At 39.7% G+C, this 18,657-nt stretch carries 20 protein-coding genes; 12 read left to right on the forward strand and 8 right to left on the reverse strand.

Going from position 1 to position 18,657, the window contains the following annotated elements:
• Nucleotides 1-119 precede the first annotated feature (119 nt).
• Genes xdhA through puuE form a run of 8 tightly spaced genes read left to right on the forward strand, consistent with a single transcriptional unit; the run spans nucleotide 120 to nucleotide 9,190 of the window.
• Nucleotides 120-1,619 carry a xanthine dehydrogenase small subunit gene (gene xdhA / locus I6E70_RS07935; RefSeq protein ID WP_197188458.1) on the forward strand — a complete coding sequence of 500 codons (1,500 nt, stop codon included), beginning with the start codon at nucleotides 120-122 and terminating at the stop codon, nucleotides 1,617-1,619.
• Nucleotides 1,606-3,945 (forward strand): xanthine dehydrogenase molybdopterin binding subunit, encoded by a 2,340-nt coding sequence (xdhB, locus tag I6E70_RS07940; RefSeq protein ID WP_197188459.1) that lies wholly within the window; start codon nucleotides 1,606-1,608, stop codon nucleotides 3,943-3,945. Before xdhA ends, xdhB begins: the two co-directional genes overlap by 14 nt.
• The gene (xdhC, locus tag I6E70_RS07945) at nucleotides 3,938-4,828 is read left to right on the forward strand and encodes a xanthine dehydrogenase accessory protein XdhC (RefSeq protein WP_197120532.1); all 891 of its coding nucleotides are present in this window, start codon (nucleotides 3,938-3,940) and stop codon (nucleotides 4,826-4,828) included. Before xdhB ends, xdhC begins: the two co-directional genes overlap by 8 nt.
• Nucleotides 4,825-5,325, forward strand: coding sequence for a 2-oxo-4-hydroxy-4-carboxy-5-ureidoimidazoline decarboxylase (gene uraD / locus I6E70_RS07950; protein WP_197188460.1), 501 nt, complete (start codon nucleotides 4,825-4,827; stop codon nucleotides 5,323-5,325). The genes xdhC and uraD overlap by 4 nt, the downstream gene beginning before the upstream one ends.
• A complete protein-coding gene (gene uraH, locus I6E70_RS07955; RefSeq protein WP_231620077.1) occupies nucleotides 5,322-5,672 on the forward strand; it encodes a hydroxyisourate hydrolase in 351 nt (116 codons plus the stop codon). The genes uraD and uraH overlap by 4 nt, the downstream gene beginning before the upstream one ends.
• A 2-nt stretch (nucleotides 5,673-5,674) precedes the next feature.
• On the forward strand, nucleotides 5,675-7,039 hold the full coding sequence (gene guaD / locus I6E70_RS07960; RefSeq protein ID WP_197188461.1) for a guanine deaminase: 1,365 nt from the start codon (nucleotides 5,675-5,677) through the stop codon (nucleotides 7,037-7,039).
• Between the two features lie 5 nt (nucleotides 7,040-7,044).
• Nucleotides 7,045-8,256 (forward strand): urate hydroxylase PuuD, encoded by a 1,212-nt coding sequence (locus I6E70_RS07965; protein WP_197188462.1) that lies wholly within the window; start codon nucleotides 7,045-7,047, stop codon nucleotides 8,254-8,256.
• A gap of 1 nt (nucleotide 8,257) precedes the next feature.
• Complete coding sequence (gene puuE, locus I6E70_RS07970) at nucleotides 8,258-9,190, forward strand: allantoinase PuuE (protein WP_197188463.1); 933 nt, start codon at nucleotides 8,258-8,260, stop codon at nucleotides 9,188-9,190.
• An 81-nt stretch (nucleotides 9,191-9,271) separates the two neighbouring features.
• Here puuE and I6E70_RS07975 read toward each other — a convergent pair whose 3' ends face one another.
• The 6 genes from I6E70_RS07975 to I6E70_RS08000 form a co-directional block, all read right to left on the reverse strand.
• Nucleotides 9,272-9,961 (reverse strand): response regulator transcription factor, encoded by a 690-nt coding sequence (locus tag I6E70_RS07975; protein ID WP_165735552.1) that lies wholly within the window; start codon nucleotides 9,959-9,961, stop codon nucleotides 9,272-9,274.
• Between the two features lie 249 nt (nucleotides 9,962-10,210).
• Entirely contained in the window at nucleotides 10,211-10,732 is a 522-nt protein-coding gene (locus I6E70_RS07980) for a hypothetical protein (protein ID WP_169044721.1), read from the reverse strand.
• A 56-nt stretch (nucleotides 10,733-10,788) separates the two neighbouring features.
• Complete coding sequence (locus I6E70_RS07985; protein WP_197188464.1) at nucleotides 10,789-12,327, reverse strand: EAL domain-containing protein; 1,539 nt, start codon at nucleotides 12,325-12,327, stop codon at nucleotides 10,789-10,791.
• A 78-nt stretch (nucleotides 12,328-12,405) separates the two neighbouring features.
• Entirely contained in the window at nucleotides 12,406-13,041 is a 636-nt protein-coding gene (locus I6E70_RS07990; protein WP_197188465.1) for an SGNH/GDSL hydrolase family protein, read from the reverse strand.
• An 8-nt stretch (nucleotides 13,042-13,049) separates the two neighbouring features.
• On the reverse strand, nucleotides 13,050-13,559 hold the full coding sequence (locus I6E70_RS07995; protein WP_010553560.1) for a DsrE family protein: 510 nt from the start codon (nucleotides 13,557-13,559) through the stop codon (nucleotides 13,050-13,052).
• A 72-nt stretch (nucleotides 13,560-13,631) separates the two neighbouring features.
• Nucleotides 13,632-14,105, reverse strand: coding sequence for a flavodoxin family protein (locus I6E70_RS08000; protein WP_165729400.1), 474 nt, complete (start codon nucleotides 14,103-14,105; stop codon nucleotides 13,632-13,634).
• A 76-nt stretch (nucleotides 14,106-14,181) separates the two neighbouring features.
• Between I6E70_RS08000 and soxR the strand changes: the two genes are divergently transcribed.
• The 3 genes from soxR (at nucleotide 14,182) to I6E70_RS08015 (ending at nucleotide 16,776) form a co-directional block, all read left to right on the forward strand.
• Nucleotides 14,182-14,640 (forward strand): redox-sensitive transcriptional activator SoxR, encoded by a 459-nt coding sequence (gene soxR, locus I6E70_RS08005; RefSeq protein ID WP_197188466.1) that lies wholly within the window; start codon nucleotides 14,182-14,184, stop codon nucleotides 14,638-14,640.
• 419 nt (nucleotides 14,641-15,059) lie between these two features.
• Nucleotides 15,060-15,701: a hypothetical protein gene (locus I6E70_RS08010; protein ID WP_010553555.1), complete on the forward strand. Its 642-nt coding sequence runs from the start codon at nucleotides 15,060-15,062 to the stop codon at nucleotides 15,699-15,701.
• Nucleotides 15,691-16,776 carry a rhomboid family intramembrane serine protease gene (locus I6E70_RS08015; protein ID WP_197188467.1) on the forward strand — a complete coding sequence of 362 codons (1,086 nt, stop codon included), beginning with the start codon at nucleotides 15,691-15,693 and terminating at the stop codon, nucleotides 16,774-16,776. The genes I6E70_RS08010 and I6E70_RS08015 overlap by 11 nt, the downstream gene beginning before the upstream one ends.
• 214 nt (nucleotides 16,777-16,990) lie before the next feature.
• Here the strand turns inward: I6E70_RS08015 and I6E70_RS08020 are convergent, their stop codons facing one another.
• Together I6E70_RS08020 and I6E70_RS08025 are read right to left on the reverse strand one after the other, a co-directional pair.
• A complete protein-coding gene (locus I6E70_RS08020) occupies nucleotides 16,991-17,509 on the reverse strand; it encodes a transthyretin-like family protein (RefSeq protein WP_231620078.1) in 519 nt (172 codons plus the stop codon).
• Between the two features lie 25 nt (nucleotides 17,510-17,534).
• Nucleotides 17,535-17,918, reverse strand: a complete 384-nt coding sequence (locus tag I6E70_RS08025; protein WP_165735547.1) for a DUF1294 domain-containing protein — start codon at nucleotides 17,916-17,918, stop codon at nucleotides 17,535-17,537.
• 52 nt (nucleotides 17,919-17,970) lie between these two features.
• On the opposite strand from I6E70_RS08025, the gene I6E70_RS08030 reads away from it, so the two are divergent.
• Nucleotides 17,971-18,501 carry a hypothetical protein gene (locus I6E70_RS08030; RefSeq protein WP_007586208.1) on the forward strand — a complete coding sequence of 177 codons (531 nt, stop codon included), beginning with the start codon at nucleotides 17,971-17,973 and terminating at the stop codon, nucleotides 18,499-18,501.
• The last annotated feature ends 156 nt before the right edge of the window (nucleotides 18,502-18,657 follow it).

The raw sequence follows: 18,657 nt of genomic DNA on the forward strand, positions 1-18,657 counted from the left end.
TAACTGCAATATACTTACCAAGATTAAAAAGTATTTTTCTTACCCGTGCGCAAACAACAAGAAAAAACATATGCCAAGCCTTTATGTATCAGGGCTTTATAAAAATTAAGGGGGTCTGTGTGATTCAATTTTTATTAAATAACACGCCAATTGAAATACAAGAATGTTCGCCAAGTCTCACCATTTTGGACTGGCTTCGCACCAAAAAAGGGAAAATGGGCACCAAAGAAGGCTGTGCAACTGGCGACTGTGGCGCGTGCACTATTTTAGTGGGTGAAGAGCGTATAAATGCAAACGGGCAAGCTAGCTGGCAATACAAAACTATGAACAGTTGCTTACTGTTATTAGGTAATGCGCATGCAAAACATATAGTAACAGTAGAAGCTGTGACTACTGGTTTATACCCAAATTTAACCGATTTACACCCTGTGCAGCGCGCGCTGGTAGAGTGCCATGGTTCGCAATGTGGTTTTTGTACGCCTGGTATAATAATGAGTTTGTTGGCTCTTTATATTAATGAGCCTACGTACCCCGGTAAAAAAGCGGTTATTCATGCACTTGGCGGTAACTTATGCCGTTGTACAGGCTATAGCCCAATATTACTTGCAGCCGAAAAAGCCTATAGCTATGAACGTAAAGCTGAACCTTACTCAACAATGGCCGCAAAATTTAAAGCGTCACTTAATACGCAATATGATGACGATGTTCCATTTTTAAAAAATGGCCCTCGCAAATTCTATTTACCACAAACTGCCCAACAACTTGTTGAGCTAAAAGCGCTTTATCCTTATGCACATTTAGTTGCTGGTGGCACCGACTTTGCCATTGAGCTTAGCCAAAACATGCTCTTACCGGATGTAATTATCTCCCTTAGCCAAGTAAAGGAGCTTTGCACCTTGGCAGATAATAACGGTGAGTTACACATAGGTGCAGCGCTACCCTATAGCCAATTTGTTGAGGCATTTTATAACCATTACCCAGAGTCAAAAGAGCTATTTGAACGCTTAGGATCAAGCCAAGTACGTAACAGCGGCACACTAGGTGGCAGCATAGGGAATGCCTCTCCTATTGGCGATCCCGCTCCCCTCTTAATCGCTCTTAATGCATCAATGGATTTATTAAGCAGCGCTGGTACACGCACTATTAAAGTTGACGACTACTTTATTGATTACAAAAAAACAGTTCTTAAAAGCGATGAAGTAATAAGTAAGTTCACCATCCCAAAGCGCCCAGAGTCGCTAAAACTTGCGTGTCATAAAATATCAAAACGCTTTGAAGACGATATATCTACCGTGTGTTTGGTACTTGCTATAGAGCATTCACAAAACATTATTACTCAAGCCTGCTGCGCTATGGGCGGTATGGCTGCTATTCCTAAACGCGCACATCATATTGAGCAAAAGCTGATATCTCAATCATTACAAGTAAGTAGTTTTATAGACGCAGCAACGGCTATTAACGATGACTTTACGCCCATGAGCGATGTAAGAAGCAGTGCGCATTACCGCACTACGGTAAGCAAAAACTTATTACAACGCATTGGTATTGAGTTTTGTAAGCCGCAAGCACGCAACAATAACAACATTGCCATTACGAGGATCTCACATGCGTCACTTTGAAATGGATAAACTAAAAGCGCAAGGTGGTAGCGTTGGAGAATCTAAATATCACGAAAGCGCTATTAAACAAGTTTGTGGCAGTGCAAATTTTGCCGACGATAACCCTGAGCCTTACGGTTGCCTGCATGCCTACCCAGTGCTCGCCCCTGTTACAAGCGGTTTTATTAAATCAATTGATACAAGTCTCGCACTGGCTGTTAAAGGTGTTAAACGTATTTTATCTGCCGAAGATGTACCGGGTAAATTAGATATTGGCCCAGTATTTCCTGGTGATGTACTGCTGACCAGCCATGAAATTCAATACCACGGGCAACCTGTGCTGGTAGTAGTGGCCGACACCTATGAAATAGCGCGCCGCGCGGCACGTTTAGTGGTTATAGAGTGCGAGCAAACCACACCAATACTCGATATTAAAGAAGCAATTAGCAAAGAGCATTGGGTAAGGCCGCCTCATTCACTTAACCGTGGTAACAGCGAAAACGCCATTAATAACGCAGCCCACCAGCTTAAAGGCGAAATAAACATAGGCGGGCAAGAACACTTTTATTTAGAAGGCCAAATAGCGCTGGCGCAACCTGATAACGACGGGGGCATTCATGTTCAATGCTCTACGCAACACCCTACTGAGGTGCAGCACTTAGTTGCTAAAATTTTAAAAAAGCCATTTAGCTTTGTAAACGTAGAAACCCGCCGTATGGGCGGTGCTTTTGGCGGCAAAGAAACCCAAGGCGCACCATGGGCATGCCTTGCAGCCCTTGCGGTTTATTACCTTGGCTGCGCAGTAAAAATGCGCCTAGCCCGCAGCGACGATTTTAAATTAACCGGTAAACGCCACCCTTTTTATAACCAATACCATGTTGGTTTTGACGAAAATGGCTTAATAGAAGGTGCCGACATTACCGTAAATGGGTTTTGTGGCTACTCGCCTGATTTATCTGATGCAATTGTAGATCGCGCCATGTTTCATGCCGATAACGCCTACTACTACCCAGCCGCCACAATTAAAGGTAATCGCTGTAAAGTAAATACCGTAAGCCATACCGCATTTAGAGGATTTGGTGGCCCGCAAGGAATGATTATGGGCGAGCTAATAATGGACGATATAGCAGCCAAATTAGGTAAAGATCCGCTTGAGATCCGAAAACTTAATTTATACAAGAAAGGCCGCGACACCACGCCGTACCATCAAACCGTAGAGCAACATATTTTAAAAGATATGATAAACCAGCTTGAGGAGTCGGGTGACTACTGGGCACGTAAAGAGGCTATTAAAGCATTTAACGTATCGTCACCTATTATCAAAAAAGGCCTTGCGATGACGCCGGTTAAATACGGTATTTCGTTTACGGTACAACACTTAAACCAAGCTGGTGCATTAGTGCATGTATACAGCGATGGCTCTATACATTTAAACCACGGCGGCACCGAAATGGGCCAAGGGCTAAACACCAAAATTGCGCAAATTGTAGCCCATGGTTTTGGGGTCGATTTTAACGCGGTAAGTATTAGCGCTACGCGTACCGACAAAGTACCAAACACCTCGCCAACAGCGGCCTCAAGCGGTACCGACTTAAACGGTATGGCGGCGCTAAATGCAGTAAACACAATAAAAGAGCGCTTAATAAACTTTATTACCGAGCACTTTGAAGTAGACAGCCAAAGTATTACATTTAAAGATAACCTCATTACTTTTAGTAAAGGGGAAATTAGCTTTAGCGAACTTGCAAACCTTGCTTACATGAACCGTATATCGCTTTCATCAACGGGTTATTACGCCACACCAAAAATTCATTACGACAGAGCTAAAGGCGAAGGCCGTCCGTTTTTTTACTACGCTCACGGCGTAGCACTCAGCGAAGTAGAAGTAGATACGCTTACGGGCGAAAACACGGTAACCCGCGTTGATATACTGCACGATGTAGGCAGTTCAATTAATCCAGCACTTGATATAGGGCAAATTGAAGGCGCCTTTGTGCAAGGTATGGGCTGGCTAACAACCGAAGACTTACAATGGAATGATAAAGGCCAGCTTGCAAGCTTTGGCCCAGCCAACTACAAAATACCAGCCATTGGCGATACACCTGCCGAATTTAACGTCAATCTTTATAACTCAGCAAATCCAGAAACCACCGTGTTTAGATCAAAAGCCGTAGGCGAGCCGCCATTTATGCTGGCCTTTAGTGTATGGAGCGCTATTCGTAATGCCATAAGTAGTGTGGCTGATTACAAATACACCGCCCCACTAGATACACCCGCAACCCCAGAGCGAGTATTGAGTGCAATTGAGCAAACCGCTAGTTGGTTTAAGGAGCATCAACATGACTAATTTAAATGAGTCGTTTCAGGGTTTTCATACTCAAAACTGGGCGCAGGCTATAAACGAGCACGAACAAAGCGGCACTAATTATGTAATTGCCACGGTACTTGGCACAAATGGCTCAACCCCTCGCGGCACAGGCTCAAAAATGGTAATAAGCGGCGAGCATATTTACGATACCCTTGGCGGTGGCCACCTTGAATACGTAGTAATAGAAAAAGCCCGCGAACTACTTGCCAAAGGCGAAGCCGCCCAAGTAATTGAGCAATTTAACCTAGGTGCAAATTTAGGCCAGTGCTGCGGCGGAGCTGCCACCGTTATGCTTGAATGCATGCAATGCGAGCGCTTTACCCTCGACATTTACGGCGCAGGCCATGTAGCACAAGCGCTTATTGGTATATTGGCACAACTACCTATGCGCATACGCTGGATAGATAGCCGCGCAGATGTATTCCCACAGGCTATTCCAAATAACGTAGTAAAAGTGGTTGATGAAGAGCCAACAGAGCAAGTAAAACGTGCGCCTAAAGCTAACAACTACTTAATATTGACCCATAACCACCAGCTCGACTTTGCACTCACCCAAGCCATTATTAAACGCGCTGATGCCAATTGGCTGGGCGTTATTGGCTCTGACACTAAAGCAAAACGTTTTAAACAACGCCTAGCACATCGCGATTTTACAGCCGATCAAATACAACAAATGACCTGCCCTGTTGGGCTTAAAAACATTACGGGCAAATTACCAATGGAAGTGGCTATTTCGATTAGTGGACAGCTAATTGGCCTTTATCAGGCTATGCAAACCCAAGCGCCAAAACGCCAAGGCTTGCAATGGCGCACACTAAAAAATGCCTTAATTAGCACCACGCAGGAGGAAGTAAACGCATGAGCAGCTTACAAATAAATACGCTAAATGATGCACAAGCAAAACAAGCACTTGAGCATTGCTGCGCGGCCCCTAACTGGGTAGCGGGCATGATAAAAGCAATGCCATTTAAAAGTGCTCAACAGCTGTTTGAATGCGCACAAAGCATATGGGATAGCCTTGGCGAGAGCGACTATTTAGCGGCCTTTGAAGGCCACCCGCAAATAGGCGACTTATCAACCCTTAGCAAAAAATACGCTGCCACCGCACAAAAAGCGGGGCATGAGCAATCGGGTATGAGTAAAGCAAACGAAACCGTACTTATCAAAATGATTGCCCTTAATAAAGAGTACCTGAACAAGTTTGGCTTTATTTTTATTGTGTGCGCCACCGGTAAAACAGCCGAACAAATGCTCGAACTCATAGAGCAGCGCATACACAACACCCGCAGTACAGAGCTAAATATAGCCGCGGGCGAACAAGCCAAAATAACAAAAATAAGATTGGAGTCACTGCTATGAATAAAAGTATGAGCAAAAGCCCTATAACCACCCATATACTTGATACCAGCACCGGAAAACCAGCAGCAAACATTGCTGTTAAGCTATTTAAACTTACAAATAACGAATGGGTACAACTAACCCAAGGCACAACCGATTCCGATGGGCGAATTACCGACTGGCTAAATACAGAAGTAGAATTTGCAACCTATAAGCTGGTCTTTGATTTAGATAGTTATTACCAAAACCAACCTACCCCTGCGTTTTACCCAGAGGCGCAAATAACGTTTAGATTACAAGATACTAAACATCATCATATCCCATTGTTGCTTAGCCCGTTTGGCTACTCTACATACAGAGGTAGCTAATAATGAGCACACAAAACAATAATAACTTAACAGTAGTTTGTGCCGATATACTCGACTTTGTTGACGACCCTGCCATTGCTGGCGAAAACGCCCATCGTTTTTTTGAAAAAGGCGCATTAGTTATCAAGCACGGCAAAGTAGTTAAGCTTGGCTACGAGCACGACATACTGCCAACAATTGATAAATCAGCGTGTGTTATCCGCCACGGTGGTAAGCTCGTTATGCCAGGCATGATAGACACCCACATACACTTACCACAAACCGAAATGGTGGGTGCGTACGGCGAGCAACTGCTAAGTTGGCTCACCGAATATGCGTTTCCGACAGAGAAAAAGTTCACGTGTAAGCATTATTCAAAAGAGATATCTAACCGCTTTTTAGACGAGCTGCTGCGTAATGGCACAACCACTGCCCTTGTATTTGGCACTGTGCATCCGCAATCGGTTGATGCGTTTTTTAAAGAATCACAAAAACGCAATTTACGCATGATTGCCGGTAAAGTAATGATGGACCGTAACTGTCCTGACGACTTATCTGATTGCGCGCAAACAAGCTATGACGAATCTAAAGCCCTCATCAAAAAATGGCACAATGTTGATAGGTTAAGCTACGCAGTTACACCACGTTTTGCCCCCACATCAACCCCTGAGCAACTTCAAAAATGTACTCAGTTGCTTGAAGAATACCCAGACACCTACCTGCATACACACTTATCTGAAAACAAAGACGAGTGCGAATGGGTAAAAGGGCTATTTCCAGAAGCTGAAGATTACCTTGGCGTGTACGAGCAAGCAAAAATGGTACGTAAACGCTCAGTATTTGCCCATAGTATTCATTTATCTGAGCGCGAGCTTTGCTGCCTTGCAGATAACAATGCGGCAATATCGCACTGCCCTACCTCAAACCTATTTTTAGGATCAGGACTTTTAAATTTAAAAGCCTGTGAAGAGCACGGCATAAACGTAGGCATGGGTACCGATGTAGGCGCAGGAACAAGCTTTTCTATGCTACAAACAGGTAACGAAGCTTATAAAATTCAGCAATTACAAGGTCAAAAGTTTTCAGCATTTAAAGGGTTGTATTTAGCAACACTCGGCGGTGCTAGAGCACTTGATTTAGAAGGGACAATTGGTAATTTTGATGCCGGTTGTGAAGCCGATTTTATTGTAATGGATTGTTCAGCAACCCCATTTTTAAAATTTAGGATACAGCATGCCAAAACCCTACATGAAAAACTGTTTGCAATGATGATGTTAGGCGACGACCGCTGCGTTGAGCAGACCTACATTATGGGTAAAAGTGTGTATAAGCGCGATGATAACAATCAATTTTCAGACACCCGCTCACCGGTATTAGAAGAGGCTTAACCGTTATGGAAAACTATTTATTTGAGCTTGCTCATTTAGTACTGCGTTATTTTCATGTTATTGCTGGTATAGCATGGATTGGCGCTTCATTTTATTTTGCATGGCTTGATAACAACCTACAAACACCACCGCAGTTGAAAATAGATAAAGGCATAAAAGGAGATTTATGGGCCGTGCATGGTGGTGGCTTTTACGAAGTGGCTAAGTATCAAAATGGCCCTGAAGAAATGCCGCATACTTTGCACTGGTTTAAGTGGGAAGCCTACACAACGTGGATCACCGGTATATTACTATTTAGCTTACTTTATTATGTTGGCGCCGATGTGTATTTAATTGATAACAGCAAAAGTGAGCTAAGTAAATTTGCAGCCATTGGCGCATCCCTTGGTTTTATTGGCTTAGGTTATGGTGTTTATCGTTTATTGTGTAAAACCTCACTGGTCGAAAACGGCAAAGTGTTTATTGCTGTAGTTATTGGTTTATTAGCTCTGTGGACTTTTGGGGTTGATCAATTATTTAGCGACCGCGCTGTTTATATTCATGTAGGTGCACTTATTGGCACGTGTATGGTGGGTAATGTGTATCACATTATTATGCCAGGCCAGCGCTATATGGTGAGTGAAGTAGAAGCGGGTAGAATCCCTGATTCAGCGCCAGGTTTAAAGGCAAAGCTGTGTTCTATACATAATAACTACGCCACGTTACCTGTGGTATTTATAATGCTGAGCAACCACTTTCCTTACACGTATAGCCACAACTTTGGCTGGCTTATTTTAATTGCGTTGTTTGGTATTGGTATGTGGATACGCCATTACTTTAACTTAAAGCATCAAAGCGTTAATAAGCCCTCAGTACTTGTAAGCGGTATTGCAGCCTTTTTTGCTCTTATGCTCGCCATAGCCCCTTGGCCCAGTACACCAACAAATGCAGGCGAAAGCGCGCCTTTACAAGCAAGTATTACCGACGCACAAGCGTGGGATATAATTAATAAGCACTGTACTGGGTGTCACAGCGAAACACCCACCTCTGCGCTTTTTCAAACAGCGCCGCTAGGCTTTAAGCTCAACTCTATTAGTGATGTAAAAAAAGCCAGCACGCTTATTCATACCCGCGCGGTTATAACCAAAGATATGCCACTGGCCAATATGACCAAAATGACTGACACAGAGCGCGAAACGCTCGGGTCTTGGCTCACAGCACTTAAAAAGGAGCAATAAAATGAGTGAGCAATTTAAAAACTACCCGCGCGATTTAATTGGTTATGGCACAGATGTACCCCATGCAAATTGGCCCAATAAAGCACGTATTGCCGTCCAAGTAGTATTAAATTACGAAGAAGGCGGCGAAAACTGCGTGCTGCATGGCGATGCAGCCGCTGAAACGTTTTTATCAGAAATAGTCAGTGCCCCGCATGTAGAAGACCGCCATATCAGCATGGAGTCTATTTACGAATATGGCTCACGCGCTGGCGTGTGGAGACTACTGCGTTTATTTAAAAAATACGATATACCGGTCACCATTTTTGCAGTGGCGATGGCCCTTGAGCGCCACCCCGATGTAGCTAAAGCCTTTGTTGAAGCGGGCCACGAAATTGCAAGCCATGGCCTGCGCTGGATTAATTATCAAAATATAGATAAGCAAACCGAACGCGAGCATATGCAACAAGCCATTGATGTAATTAAAAAGCTCACAGGTAAAAAGCCCAAAGGTTGGTACACAGGGCGCACAAGCCCTAACACAGCAGCCCTTGTAGTTGAAAATGGTAATTTTTTATATGATGCCGACGATTACAGCGACGACCTACCTTTTTACAGTATTAAAGAAGGTAAACCACAGTTAATAGTGCCCTACACGCTTGATGTAAACGACATGCGCTTTGCCGCTGTTCAAGGTTTTAACGCAGGCGATCAATTTTATAATTACTTAAAAGATGCATTCGATACACTATACGAGGAAGGCGCTCCAGAAGGTGAAAACGCCCCAAAAATGATGTCGATAGGTTTGCATTGTCGCTTAATTGGCAGACCAGGAAGAATAAAAGCATTAGCACGGTTTTTAGAATATGCTCGCTCGCATGATCAGGTTTGGTTTGCCACACGTGAGCAAATAGCCGAGCACTGGCTTAAAACCCACCCGTATAAAAAAGCATAGTTTATATTTTTTAAAACATAAAAAAGCCCAGCAATGCTGGGCTTAAAGTCACTTTAGGAGTAGTGAAATTTATTCAAAAAACTATTTCCCCATTGGCAGCAAAACAGATATATAGCGCTGCGCCCAATTAGCAAGCTCCACCCTGTTGCGTGAGTTAGTTTTTTTAAACGCACTGTATAAATGTGTTTTTACAGTGTGGTCGCTAATGTTAAGTTTATCAGCGATTGTATTGTTACTCGCACCCTGTGCAATTAAATGAATAACAGACTTTTCTCGTTTAGTTAAATGATCGTAATCGTCCTGCTTTAATTCAATGTCGTCGTGTAAGCTATTAAACGACGATGCCACGGCTAAAATATCGTTAAAAGCTTTTGAAATCACTTTACGCGTAAACCAAAGCTCGCCAGTATTAACGCGAAGTAACCCTTTAAAAATATCTTCTGGCGGATCAGATTTATAAAAAACACCATTAAAATGGTTAAGCAATAAGTTTTGCTCGCACACATCTTCTTTATCAACATTAAAAATGACAACGCTATAGTGTTTAGCTAAACAAATAAGGTCAGTCGGAATAAGGTCTTGCCATTTGCTTTTAGCACCATCTATTAAAAACAAATCATAATTTGTGCGCTGCTCAGCTTTAGGAATAACTTCGTCCATTTTAATATCACCAAACAAAGCTTGTAATGTTCTTAAAATAGCGGTGTAGTTGTGTGAATGAAAAGATGATTGAAACGTTGTTTTTACAAATACTGAATTTTTATGGGGCATAAATTTCGTCCTTGAAACATTTACACTACATTACCTAAATCAAATACAACTTACAATGGGATTTTGGTATTAAAATAAAGCTATCGCTTCTCATCCTGAAATAGATAAAACCCAATTAAATCAATGAAAAACCTTAATTCACTTTGTTTTTACAACTACTTTTATAAGATAAATAACAGATCGGATTAGTGGCTTAATAACTTATAAAGCCTTAAATATGCATTAGCCTAAACTAACTTTTAGGATCAATTATTCTATACTCGCTTTTAGTTTATTTAGCGCATCAACCGAAAAACCTCGATCATAAAAATATAAAATTTCGCCGCTGTTATTTATAAGTACCACACGTGAGTTATTAGGGCTTTGGTTACCTGTAAACTTTTGTACCGCTTCACCATCTTTATAAATAGTGATTACCCCACCCCATAATTCTTTAGGGATACCTTTGCGCATACCGCTATCTATAAATGTGCTAAACATGCGTGGCGCCATGCCGGCAATGGTTGGTAGTTCGTATGTAGGGAGCGTTACTCCCGCCATATCTAAACCAATTAACCAACGGTCTATGTCAAATTGGCTATCTTGCTTGTAGCCAATAAGCAGTAGTGTTTTATCTGCTTTAAAATCGCTGGGTATAGTCACCATGCTTTGCTCTAAACTTTCGCCGCTAATGCTTGGGAACTGCTTACCTGTTAACTGCTGGTTTGGATACTGTGTTGTACACGCACTAAGTAATAAAAATGCAAAAGCACTTAATGTTAATTTGATCATAATAAACCTAATATTTATAAATTTCATACCGATACGTTTAGTATGGCAGCTGAGATCTAAAAATGCTGATTAGTTATATAATTTTTAAATTTAGACGCCGTCATGGGCTTACCGTACTTCCAGCCTTGTCCATAATGCACACCCGCTGTTTTTAAAATAGCTTCTTGCTCAGTGGTTTCAATCCCTTCTGCCACACAGGTATAATTAAACTTATGCACAAGTTCCATAATATTTGGGATCATAGAGGCTTTTAAGCCCTCAGTTGCTATATCTTGAACAAACGTACGATCAATTTTAAGTTGATGAAAGCTCAAGTTTTGTAAGTTTCTTAAATTCGAATAACCCGTACCAAAGTCATCTAATGATAAGTTAAATCCCGATTCAACTAAGGTTCTAAAATGAGCATGCGCAATGCTTGTATCAAGGTACTCGTCTTCAGTTATCTCTAAACAAATAATAAAGCGTGAGTTGGTAAGCTCTGTAATTTGCGACAGTAACGACACATTACCCAGCTCTACATCACACGGAAATATATTAAGCGACACTTTAAAGCCTTCTGGCAATAACTCTATAGAGGTTAACTCTTTTATTGTGGTAGCAATCATTGCCTCAGTAAAAGTCCAAGTTAAATTATTTTTTCTAATAACCGGAATAAACTCATCTGGAAATAAAGCACCGTACTTATCTTCAAAACGTGCAAGTACCTCGCAACCAATCAGCTTGCCACTTTGCAAACAAATAATGGGCTGGTAAGTCCAATAAAATGATCCCTTTTTGAGCCCTTTACGAATACGTTGATTGGTAGAGCGGCGTGCAGCAATCCTCGCATCAACTATTAACGCACTCGATATGCCCGCTAAACAGGTTAAAATTAACGAAATTATTAATAATAAGTGATTATTAGAAAAAAACAGACTCCAAGGCAAGTGCACTACTACACAATATTGACTACTTGTAGAACTGCAAACTGAGTTAGTTTCGTAAGGAAAGAAAACGCTGTTTTTTACCTGCTGGTACAACCCCTCTTTACCTGCTAAATGATGCAAAGCATTTGGTGTTTTATAAATAACTTCCCAATCTGGCGCAGTAATTCCGATGTTGGTAAAGGGCGTGCTCTGCATAATTAAATTATAATCCCCTTGTCTGACTATAATTACCTCCATAGGGCGCTCACTAAATAATAATAGATAAAGCTCTGGCTCAAAACGAACCCTGACCTTCTCACCATCTCGAATAAAGTCAGGCTGTTTGTCGTTAATTGGTTTACTTAATAAGCCTGCACCAGTAGTACAAACTAGCTGGTTATCTTTAAAAAAGCCTATATCAATTACATATTTTGCGTCAAATAAAGCGCGGCGCATCTCAAGAAGAGTTGTATTATCACACTGTTTAAACGCAAGCTTATTTAATGGGGTAAGAATTCGACGCCTCTCTGCAATTGCACCTTCTACATGACCGAGAATATATTCAGCATCATACTTTGTTTGTGCTGTTAACTGCTGCGCTGCAAAATTGAGCAAGATAAAACAGCCAGTTACAAAAACTAACCCTCCGGTTAAAATGGCTATAATAGATTTTTGTTGGTACTTTTTCATAGCATCTCGAAGTTGTTAATTTATATCACTACTTTATTAGATGATTGCATAAGTCGCATTAAATTCAAACAGATAGATTCAAGAATTATTGAATGAATTTTGAACCAATTGAGTGATTTTAGCACTTAGCGTTAAATGCTGATTACTTTCAAAGTGAAGCCCATCACCGGCTGTTACATTAATAAATGTATTAAAATCAATAAAAGTACATTTATTATTAGCCGCAACGCTTTTAAATGCACTAGAGAGCTCTGTTGCTTTTGTATCTGCACCTTCGTAAATACGCGAATACTGCTCGGTGATTCTTATTTTAGGTGGGCTAGCAATAATAATTTTAGGAGATTTTAAAGTACTACCTTGCTGATAATAAATATGTATTGAGTTAATTAAATCATTTAAGCCACCTGCTATTAAACTAGGTGTTAAATTAAAACGTTTTTTAAGATCGTTTGTACCAAGGGCAATAATAATAAAGGCGAACTCATGCTTATCCAAATAAGGCTTTAGATAACTAACACCATTAAGCACGCCATCAAACGGTGGATTATGCACTAACGTGCGGTTAGGCTGCCCTGCCTCTATTACGTTAAAGCCACACCCTAAGTTTTTATTTAATAACGATGTCCAACGGGTATTTTCATCAAAGCGTTTTCCCGTTACAGGGTTTAAAGCCCACGTATTAGAATCACCAAAGCAGAGAATATTTTTTGTCATGTTAATTATTAAAATGGATTGAGTGTATAACCCTGCTGTTGCAGCTGGGCATGTGCTGTCATCGCCGAAAGTGACATTTGCACACCTTCAATTAGTTGTTCTGGTGCTACTTTATAATGCGTAGCCGATTGCCCACATACATAAACCACGGTGTTATTGGCCAACAATTGCTTTATTAAACTTTGATTTTTGTTATCTGCTTTAAAACGTTCTTTATATTCACTATTAGCCAATACATCAACGCTAGCACTGCCATGTACCACTAACGCTAATTGAATGTTATCTGGCTTTACACCGTGTGCTACATGCATATTAATAAAACGTGCAAGTGAGTTCATTGAATTGTTCTGCTCACCTTTTTTAGCGCCATCACCAACATCAAAGGCTATTTTAAATACCGTAGAGTCATTTATCTGAACATGCTCCGGGACACTATAAAAGTAACCAAAGTCTTTAATAAGGTTTTCACCCGCTTGCGAAAATGGGCTTATAAGTAAAAGCAATAATAGGTATTTCATAAACAATCCTGTGTTTTAAATAAGTTAACCTATTTATAAAACTAACAGAAGCAAAGAAAAAAGGGCAGCTTATCATGCTGCCGATTGAGTGTTTTTATGATGATGGTTAATAAACTGCATACCTAAATAGCTAAATGTTCGTTTAAACATTTCTACAAAAATATCAGGCGCTTCAAGCGATGATGCGTTTGATAACAACGAAAAATCTTTATTACGTAAAGCCCGTAACTTCGGCTTCAAGGTTTCGTCATCCATGTAATCTGTGATCCTATCTATAAAAGACTTCATTTGTACCGTAGTGTTATACCAATAAACAGGAGACGCGAACACCCAATGGTCGTACTTTAAAACCACTTCAAATAGCGCGTAAAAGTCATCATTTTTATAGTTTTTGTCATAACAATACGGCGCGATTTTATAATCATCCAGACAAATTACGCGCACATCATTTTGCTCGGCAAAGCTATTAACATGGGCTGTGGTATTGCCGTTTTTTCGTGCGCTTGAATAAATAATAACAGTATTACGCTCAAGTTTTTGTTGCATTTAGTTAGCTCCTTTTTTAATGTGGTAGAAGCTTAAAACCTCAAGTTATATTGAGGTCAACTAAAGGATTAAAATAATGCCAGTAGGACAACAAAAATTAACCGAAGCTAACCTAACCGTTGGCTATGTAGCAAAAAGAAGTGGTGTAAAAGTATCTACTCTTCACTTTTACGAAACTAAGTTTTTAATTAAGAGCTGGCGAAATAATGGTAATCAGCGACGCTATAAACCTGATGTATTACGCCGTGTAGCTGTAATAAAAGCAGCTCAAGCGATGGGAATTACGCTCGATGAGATTAAAAACACCTTAGCTACCCTACCCGACAACCGCACACCAACAAAACAAGACTGGTCAGCACTTTCAAAACATTGGCAAGCGCAACTTGATGAGCAAATTGCGCATATGCAACGCCTGCGCGACAAAGTAGACGGTTGTATAGGATGTGGTTGCTTATCACTTAAAAGTTGCCCAATTTACAATAAAGATGATCATTTAGGCGAAAATAAAAGCGGCGCTGTGCTTTTAAATACATAGTCTTTGCCTGTGTAAAAAGTTCTCCACTTTTGTATAACAAAAATAAGTACCCCTCTTAGGCGTTGGGCCAACAACGCCTTAAATATAAAGGCTAACTACGCCTCATTATTGAGTTATTAAAGAAGGTTTTTTTAGTCCGTTTATTGGTAATACGTTACTTTGCTAACAAAATAGCCTCAGGTACTACAAAAACTCTCTATTCATTAATATAGAGCCATGAAGTTTTTTGTTTAGTTGGATCGCTAGATGATTTAAAAAACAATTTAAAATTTAAGGGAAAGGCTATACTCGAATTGTTTCTTTAATATAGGTATATATGTAAAAAGTATATTCAATGTGGGTAGGAGCATTGCTAACTGGTTAATTTTTAAGTATTCTTGCGTGCCTAAAAAGGAAGCAAAAATTTAAGGAATAAGCTATTGGAACCAACTAATCACACCCCAGAAAACAATACAAAGCCACCTATAGTTACTCAAAAATTCACTCAAGTCCTTAAAACGGTCGATCATAAAGAACTAAAAAGTACTGGTTTTTGGTTAAATCAATTTTTTATGGTTATTTCTACTGTATTTGGTGTTTTTCTGGCGGCTCAAAGCGGTTTAGAACAAGCGCTTAAGTTTGATTCATTTAGTAAAATGGAAGATAACTACTATTTACGTACATCACTTTATGACGAAGTTAATGATAATGCAAACACGGTAGCTGAGTATGCAGAACGCTTAGCGAAGAGCCCTCCAACATCAGAGATGGAGTTTTTTAAACCAACACTTGAGCAGTACATATGGAAAACCATGCAATTTTCTCCTACTACGCTTGAAACACCGAGTGAGTTTTTAACTAGAATACGTCGGTTTTATTCTCGAGCCGACTTTATCATTAATGCCGCAATAAATCGCAAAATGTCTGCTAAGCAAGCCTCTATCGAATTAACAAAAATAACAGACTTAATTAAAACTCAAACACTACCAGCATTAAAAAATAGCGCTAAACAATTAAAAATGGAATTACAGCAGAATGACATTTCTGTTGGTTCGTTAAAGGAACTTGAAAATGCCAACTAAGAACTGCCCTCATTGTAAAGACCATCCATTAGAAGCAACCAATTATCAAGGTGAAGAAATAGATGTTTGCCGTGAGTGTGGCGGTTTATGGTTCGAAAAAAATGAAGTAAACAGAATGATTTCAGAGATAAATGACGGTCCTGAAGGAGATAAATTTGAAACTCACTTTGGTGAACCATTAGGAATTTCTGAGCTTGACTGTCCTGATTGTAAAAAAAGTTTAGAACGTTTTCATTTACTTGAAGCTTTTCATACCGAAATTGATGTTTGTAGACACTGCGATGGCACATGGATTGATAAAGATGAGCTTGAAAGTGTAGAAAAAAGCCCTGAAATAAAAGCGAGTTTAGGCGAGCTAAATCAAAAAGTAAGCTGGAAAACCTACCTGTTCCAATTTTTAACGCAAATGCCTGTTGAATATAATATTAAACCACAAAAAACCCCTTGGGTAACTCGCGGCCTTATTGTTTTAAATACATTGATTTTTGCACTTTATTTTTTAAATCCAAGCTCATTTAGCTATGTTATTGATAACTTTGCTATGACACCTGCAGATTTAAGCAAAGGTAATGAGCTATGGACTGTATTAACTTGCGTATTTTTACATGGCTCTATAATGCATTTAGTCGGCAATATGTACTTTTTATATATAGTTGGTGATAACCTAGAAGATGTTTTAGGCCATAAACGCTTTTTGTTATGGTATTTAGCCTGTGGACTACTCGCTTCGTTTGCAAGCTACATTGTAAGCCCAATGTCGAATATACCAGGCGTGGGTGCAAGTGGCGCCATAGCCGGTTTATTTGGCATGTACTTAATATGGTTTAGACACGCAAGCCTTACTTTTATGTTTGTAATTTATCAGAAAAAACTTTCTGCGGTATGGTTTTTTGCTATTTGGTTAGGATTTAACATTTTTGGTGCAGTAACAGGCCCTGATGGCATTGATTATGGTGCGCATATTGGGGGCTTTATAGCTGGACTAATTATTGGTTATATTTTGAAAAGTAAAATATTAGAGCAAAACCCTATAATTCGTTTACTAAACCAAAAAGAAGCACAGTTAAAACGTTAATCGTCATATTAAAGCCACTAATAGATGAACATTAGTGGCTTTATCAAACTCCTCACTAATTTCTATAACTTATACCAATCCGCAATAATACTTAATCATTTTGCGGGGCTAAACGTGTCGCTACCTGCGTTAAAAAATTCTCATTTAGAACAACTAAATAGCGAATTTTTTCGCCTAGCTATCAACACGTTTTTCCGCCCTCAAAATAGACCACTTAATTAAGCAAATTGGTATTACAACGCGTATAAACTGTATAAAATTGACCCGTATTTTTTATCGGTATATCGTACGTTCTAGCCTCTTCACTAAGTTCGCATTCAAAGTTATTTAATATATCAGACAGCAGTGCTTGCTCTTCGGTGAACTGTATTGTGGTATACCACAAGATTGAATCTTCATCTTTTTTGTTTTCAATATAAATACTCTGTAGCAAAGAGCTATTAAAAAACATGCTTGAAGGTTTTGAACTGCGTATTGTTTTATTATCGAAATAAAAGTAACCATTGTTATCACTTATGGCTTCATCAATATAAGTATCACCGTAAATCAGCTCTCTTGTTACTTTAACGCCCTGTTGGGGTTCACCATTATTTAATAGTCTGCCTTTTACTGGCAACGACAACGTAACGTCTTGTTTATTAAGGAACCCAAACATGTCTGCACATCCTTGCATTGGTATTAATAAAAATAAAATAAGCGTTAAAGTCACGCCAGCCGATCTTGTATTGGTCATAAAAAGTCCTTTTCCTATTTATACTTTAACCTAACAATAAATCCGGAAAATAAATAGCGACAATACTGCATCCTACATTAATTAAAATACATAACCACAACACAATAATAAAACGTCGCTTTTGCGATTTATGACGAAGTAATTGTTGAGCAAGTAATGCCCCCGGCCATCCTCCAAATAATGCAAGTAGCTGCAGTGTACGCTCTGGCGTGCGGTTTACTTTTGTATGTGAAGAACGCTTAGCTTGTCGCTTATCCCACGCGTACATTAAAAAAGTTATAGCACTTAATACACTTATATAACCAGGTACATATATTGGTATATAAACAGGTAAGTATTGCAGCGGGTAAGCTAACCAAATGGCAGCTAAATAAAGCAATGAGAATGTGATTAATATTTTCTTTATCAATTAATTATCACCTATACTGGGCTTATAAGAGCCTAACAACGAGAGCCAAATTATGACATATTTTAAATCGCTATTCTTCGCATTATGTTTATGCACATTTAGTAGCTTTGCTAATGAAAATGCCAGTAACCTTGATAAAGAGCTAGAAGTGTTTAAACCTTACTTAGGAACGTGGCAAGCAGACTTTAAAGTACCAGAAGGCGCTAAAAAAATACAAGATGTTGGCCGTTGGGAACGCGCTTTAAACGGTAAAGCTATTCGTACCATGCACTCGATTAACGAGGGTGAGTATGGCGGTGAGTCGATGATTTTTTATGATAGCAAAAGGAAGTCACTCGTATTTTATTATTTCACTACGGCAGGATTTTACACTAAAGGCACAATAACGGTATTAAGCCCTACTCAATTTGTAGCCTATGAGGAAGTAACAGGCAGTAAAGAGGGAGTGACTAAGGTTAAATCTACTAGTGATTTAAAAGACGATAAGTTTATTGTATCGACCTCTTATCTTAAAAAGGGTGAATGGACTAAGCCCGAAAGCAGAAGTTATACACGCAGTACAAAAACGGTTAAATTTAAATAGCCGCGATTTATAAGCACAAAAAAGGCAGCCTAGGCTTAACACCACTCGTTTAAGAACGAGTGGTGTTTTTTCGTTTATACCTAACTGGATATTTTTGTGTCTTTGCGAGCACCGTTCGCGGATAAGCTTTTCGCTTTCTTTTCTCCGGTAATATTA

Origin of the sequence: Pseudoalteromonas sp. NGC95 (genome assembly GCF_015864705.1) — a bacterium.
GTDB classification, from domain to species: Bacteria; Pseudomonadota; Gammaproteobacteria; order Enterobacterales; family Alteromonadaceae; genus Pseudoalteromonas; species Pseudoalteromonas arctica.

What these genes read in the sequence shown, in the direction of transcription:
- xdhB (WP_197188459.1), top strand. Translation starts at nt 1,606, where the DNA reads ATGCGTCACTTTGAAATGGATAAACTAAAAGCGCAAGGTGGTAGCGTT.
- xdhC (WP_197120532.1), top strand. Translation starts at nt 3,938, where the DNA reads ATGACTAATTTAAATGAGTCGTTTCAGGGTTTTCATACTCAAAACTGG.
- uraD (WP_197188460.1), top strand. Translation starts at nt 4,825, where the DNA reads ATGAGCAGCTTACAAATAAATACGCTAAATGATGCACAAGCAAAACAA.
- uraH (WP_231620077.1), top strand. Translation starts at nt 5,322, where the DNA reads ATGAATAAAAGTATGAGCAAAAGCCCTATAACCACCCATATACTTGAT.
- guaD (WP_197188461.1), top strand. Translation starts at nt 5,675, where the DNA reads ATGAGCACACAAAACAATAATAACTTAACAGTAGTTTGTGCCGATATA.
- I6E70_RS07965 (WP_197188462.1), top strand. Translation starts at nt 7,045, where the DNA reads ATGGAAAACTATTTATTTGAGCTTGCTCATTTAGTACTGCGTTATTTT.
- puuE (WP_197188463.1), top strand. Translation starts at nt 8,258, where the DNA reads ATGAGTGAGCAATTTAAAAACTACCCGCGCGATTTAATTGGTTATGGC.
- I6E70_RS07975 (WP_165735552.1), bottom strand. Translation starts at nt 9,961, where the DNA reads ATGCCCCATAAAAATTCAGTATTTGTAAAAACAACGTTTCAATCATCT.
- I6E70_RS07980 (WP_169044721.1), bottom strand. Translation starts at nt 10,732, where the DNA reads ATGATCAAATTAACATTAAGTGCTTTTGCATTTTTATTACTTAGTGCG.
- I6E70_RS07985 (WP_197188464.1), bottom strand. Translation starts at nt 12,327, where the DNA reads ATGAAAAAGTACCAACAAAAATCTATTATAGCCATTTTAACCGGAGGG.
- I6E70_RS07990 (WP_197188465.1), bottom strand. Translation starts at nt 13,041, where the DNA reads ATGACAAAAAATATTCTCTGCTTTGGTGATTCTAATACGTGGGCTTTA.
- I6E70_RS07995 (WP_010553560.1), bottom strand. Translation starts at nt 13,559, where the DNA reads ATGAAATACCTATTATTGCTTTTACTTATAAGCCCATTTTCGCAAGCG.
- I6E70_RS08000 (WP_165729400.1), bottom strand. Translation starts at nt 14,105, where the DNA reads ATGCAACAAAAACTTGAGCGTAATACTGTTATTATTTATTCAAGCGCA.
- soxR (WP_197188466.1), top strand. Translation starts at nt 14,182, where the DNA reads ATGCCAGTAGGACAACAAAAATTAACCGAAGCTAACCTAACCGTTGGC.
- I6E70_RS08015 (WP_197188467.1), top strand. Translation starts at nt 15,691, where the DNA reads ATGCCAACTAAGAACTGCCCTCATTGTAAAGACCATCCATTAGAAGCA.
- I6E70_RS08020 (WP_231620078.1), bottom strand. Translation starts at nt 17,509, where the DNA reads ATGACCAATACAAGATCGGCTGGCGTGACTTTAACGCTTATTTTATTT.
- I6E70_RS08030 (WP_007586208.1), top strand. Translation starts at nt 17,971, where the DNA reads ATGACATATTTTAAATCGCTATTCTTCGCATTATGTTTATGCACATTT.